A 4,127-nucleotide genomic window follows, 5' to 3' on the forward strand; every position below is an offset into this window, starting at 1 on the left:
AAAATCTTTGTTTGTAGCAGCAACTTATATTGGTATTTACAAACAGCCTATCGGTCTCTTGCCAATAACTAATCAGTCATGAAAAATACTAATAACTAACAACTAACCGCCCGTATATATTGATAAATAATAAATAACAACAGACAACAGACAACAGTTAACAGTTAACAGTCAACAGTCAACAGTTAACAGACAACAGACAACAGTTAACAGTTAGCAGTCAACAGACAACAGACAACAGTTAACAGTCAACAGACAACAGACAACAGACAACAGACTAAGGACTAATGACTAATGACTAATGACTCTTCTCTATTTTCCGTTGACAATCTGCGAGTAGCTTATCCTCAGCGGCGGGGCCAATCCGGTTGGGCCGTTGACGGGGTTTCCCTGACGCTGAAACCGGGGGAAAAGCTCGGATTAGTTGGGGAGTCTGGGTGCGGTAAGTCAACTTTGGGAAGGGCGGCGATGCGGTTGCTGCCGGATTCAACGCTGATTGAGGGGCGAGTTAGTTTTGCTGGAGAGTCGGTATTTGATATGAATGCTTCGCGGCTGAGACGGTTTCGGGGCGAAGCTGTAGCATTGATTTTTCAAGATCCGATGACTCGTCTCGATCCTTTGATGACTGTAGGAGAACATTGCATCGAGACTTTGCAAGCTCACAGACCGAATTTGGATCGCAAGCAAGCTAAGAAACGGGCGATCGAAACTCTGGAAGCTGTGAAAATTCCCGCGTCTCGCTGGTCGCAATTTCCCCACGAATTTAGCGGCGGAATGCGGCAAAGAGTAGCAATTGCTTTGGCTCTTTTGCTCGATCCCAAATTAATTGTGGCCGACGAACCGACTACAAGTTTGGACGTAACTGTCGCCGCTCAGATTTTGCAGGAATTAACCAGACTTTGTGAGGAACGGGGAACGGCTATTTTGTTGATTTCTCACGATTTGGCGATGGTGGCTGAGTATTGCGATCGCATTGCGGTGATGTACGGCGGTAAAGTCGTAGAAACAGGGCCGGTGCAAAACGTTTTTGAAAAGCCGCAGCACGAATATACTCGATCGCTCCTCAAAGCAGCTTTGCACATTCAAGCCGATTCTGACAAAGGGTTAGCATTCGAGGAAATCAGGACTGAAGTCGTTACTGCAAACTTAACAAATTCGCCTCTTTTGACCGTAACGAATTTGCAGCAACACTACAGTTTAGAAAGCAATTTATTAGATCAGTTGTTTTCCAGGAATCGCCAGGTAATTAAAGCCGTAGACGGCGTTAGTTTAGAGCTACAACGGGGAGAAATCCTAGGGCTGGTGGGGGAGTCCGGCTGCGGGAAAAGTACCTTGTCACGCACGATTTTGCAGCTAATTACCGCGACTGGTGGCAAAGTTGAATTTCAAGGAATAGATATAACTGCCCTGAACCGCGATGCTGTGAGGAAGCACCGCCGCGAAATGCAAATGATCTTTCAAGACCCCCACGCTTGCCTGAATCCGATGATGACTGTCGGGCAAAGTATTGCTGACCCTTTGTTTATTCACAAATTAGCTAATGGCAGCGAAGCTAAAAAACAAGTAATCCAAATGTTAGAGCGGGTGGGTTTAAGTCCAGGGGAGGATTTCTTTCGTCGCTATCCAGGGGAATTGTCAGGAGGACAACAGCAGCGAGTTTCGATCGCCCGCGCTTTGATTACTCGGCCGCAACTGATAATTTGCGACGAACCTGTGAGTATGCTGGATGCCAGCGTGCAGACTCAAGTTTTAGAGCTGATGTTGGAGTTGAAGCAGGAATTTAATTTGACTTATCTGTTTATTACGCACGATTTGTGGGTGGCGAGATTTTTTTGCGATCGTATTGCGGTAATGAATGCTGGAAAAATTGTTGAAATCGGCAAGACTAGGGATATTTTTACTGATCCGCAGCACCCTTACACTCAGCAATTATTGCAGGCAGCTCCTTTACTGGCTCGAACTCAATAGAAAGACCTAAAATGGGGGCCAACAGATACTAAAAGTGGGGCGAATAGATATCAGCCACTAAAATCACTCACCAGCTTCTAGATGGATTTCGGAAATTTCCGGTTAAATTCGCTAAAGTGAAGGCAGACTTTTCAAATCCTTCCACCGACACCAAGCACGATATGGCAGAATCTGACCTAGGCAGTTTTGCGGTGGCACCCGAAGCCTCATTCGCGATCGCAGAAGATGAAGACACCGAGATCGATCGTCCGACGGTAACTCGATCGTCAGCATACAACAACTGGTCTGCCGACGATCCAGTGGGAGCTTTGTTCAAGGAAATGGCTCGGTATCCTCTACTGACAGCAGGCGAAGAAGTAGAGTTGGCGCGTCGCGTTCAAGAATTGGTAGCCCTGGATGAACTAGAACAGCGTTTGCGGCAGGAATTGGACAGAGTGCCGACAAAAGCTGAACTCGCAGCGGCTTTGGGGATAAGCGAAACTCAACTGCAACAGCTTCGCCACCAGTGTCAGTCGGCGAAACGGAAAATGATCAGCTCGAATTTGCGCTTGGTGGTTTCGATTGCCAAACGGTATCTTAATCGGGGCGTGCCTTTTCTCGATTTAATTCAGGAAGGAGCTTTGGGTTTGAATCGGGCAGCCGAAAAGTTCGATCCGGAGAAGGGTTACAAGTTTTCTACTTATGCCTATTGGTGGATTCGCCAAGGAATTACCCGGACAATTGCCAATCAAGGGCGGACGATTCGCTTGCCTGTTCACATTGTCGAACAGTTAAATAAACTCAAAAAAGTTTATCGCGATTTGAAGCGTTCTCTTCAACGCAATCCCAGTGAAACTGAACTTGCTAGAGAAATGCAAGTTTCTTGCGAACAGCTTCGCTACCTCCAGCAAGTACGTCGGCAATCTTTGTCTCTCAACCACCGCATCGGCTCAGAAGAAAGTTCGGAACTTTTGGATGTTCTCGAAGATAACGCGACGCAATCTCCCGAATCTCAGATGAATGAGATGATGATGCGCCAAGATATTTTGGAGGTGTTGGACAGTATTTTGACTGAGCGGGAAAAAGAGATTGTTGCTATGCGTTACGGTTTGCTGACCGGCGAACCTTACACTTTAGAAGAGGTCAGCAGTTTGTTCAATTTGTCCCGCGAACGAGTCCGTCAAATTCAAAATAAGGCAATGCGAAAGCTGCGCCGCCCTCAAGTGACGGAAAGATTGAAGGGCTGGTTGAAATAAGCTAAAAAAAATAGATTTAGCCTTTTGAAAAACTTTAAAATTATTGTGGGGGACACTCCGAGGCCGCCGTATATATGCTGATTCAATGGAAAAAAGTTAATTAAAGATTACAAATTAAAAATGTCTTGATGTGGTATTTTTAATTGTTGATTGTCGCGTACTACTTACTTATTTATGTCTTCTGAGGTAATTTTGCGTCCAGCTACCCGCGCCGACGTGCCGGTGCTGTTTGATTTGATTAAAGCTTTAGCTGAGTACGAAAAATTATCTCATGCCGTTACTGGCAATGCCGTTGAGTTGGAGCGTCATTTGTTTGGCGATAGACCTTTTGCTGAAGCGATTTTAGCCGAGTGCGAGGGTCAAGTTGTGGGCTGGGCGCTGTTTTTTTACAATTATTCTACTTTTTTGACTCAGCCGGGAATTTATTTGGAAGATTTGTTTGTGGTGCCTGAGTTTCGAGGGCGGGGAATTGGCAAGTCTTTGATAGTTTATTTAGCGCAGTTGACAGTAGAAAGGGGCTGCGGGCGTTTGGAATGGAGCGTTTTGGATTGGAATGAATTGGCGATCGGATTTTACAAGGGTATCGGTGCTGATGTGATGCCCGACTGGCGGATTTGCCGGGTTGCGGGCGAGTCTTTGGCCACTTTGGCATCCAAACAATTGTAAAAACCCCTCGATAAGACTCGGGGATTGCAATCGATCCTACAAAAACTTTCGTCCCTCTGGCTTGAGACTAAGAAATCAAGGTGTGTACCGCGCGCCTTACAACGAATCTGTAGGGTGCGCCACAAGCACCTTACAACAAATCTGTAGCGCCTCAAATCTTGGGTTGCGTAAATCCGAGTAGATATAGTCATTTCAAATAAATGTGAGACAGAGGCAAGATCATGATAAAATCGATAAAAATAGTTAATGAGAAAAAAA

3 protein-coding genes are annotated in these 4,127 nt (G+C 45.8%); all 3 read left to right on the top strand.

Annotation, left to right across the window (positions count from 1 at the left end; all coding sequences use genetic code 11):
* The first annotated feature begins 294 nt into the window (after positions 1-294).
* The 3 genes from QT994_RS26125 (at position 295) to QT994_RS26135 (ending at position 3,869) form a co-directional block, all read left to right on the top strand.
* Positions 295-1,968 carry an ABC transporter ATP-binding protein gene (locus QT994_RS26125; protein ID WP_333179773.1) on the top strand — a complete coding sequence of 558 codons (1,674 nt, stop codon included), beginning with the start codon at positions 295-297 and terminating at the stop codon, positions 1,966-1,968.
* A gap of 161 nt (positions 1,969-2,129) precedes the next feature.
* Positions 2,130-3,203, top strand: a complete 1,074-nt coding sequence (locus QT994_RS26130) for an RNA polymerase sigma factor, RpoD/SigA family (protein WP_333179777.1) — start codon at positions 2,130-2,132, stop codon at positions 3,201-3,203.
* Positions 3,204-3,377: 174 nt separating this feature from the next.
* Positions 3,378-3,869, top strand: a complete 492-nt coding sequence (locus QT994_RS26135; RefSeq protein WP_333179775.1) for a GNAT family N-acetyltransferase — start codon at positions 3,378-3,380, stop codon at positions 3,867-3,869.
* Positions 3,870-4,127: the final 258 nt, after the last annotated feature.

The sequence above is a fragment of the Microcoleus sp. S13_B4 genome (genome assembly GCF_036700885.1).
Taxonomy (GTDB): domain Bacteria; phylum Cyanobacteriota; class Cyanobacteriia; order Cyanobacteriales; family Microcoleaceae; genus Microcoleus.

Excerpts from the sequence above, each read along its gene's own strand:
- QT994_RS26125 (WP_333179773.1), top strand. The coding sequence starts at position 295 with ATGACTAATGACTCTTCTCTATTTTCCGTTGACAATCTGCGAGTAGCT.
- QT994_RS26130 (WP_333179777.1), top strand. The coding sequence starts at position 2,130 with ATGGCAGAATCTGACCTAGGCAGTTTTGCGGTGGCACCCGAAGCCTCA.
- QT994_RS26135 (WP_333179775.1), top strand. The coding sequence starts at position 3,378 with ATGTCTTCTGAGGTAATTTTGCGTCCAGCTACCCGCGCCGACGTGCCG.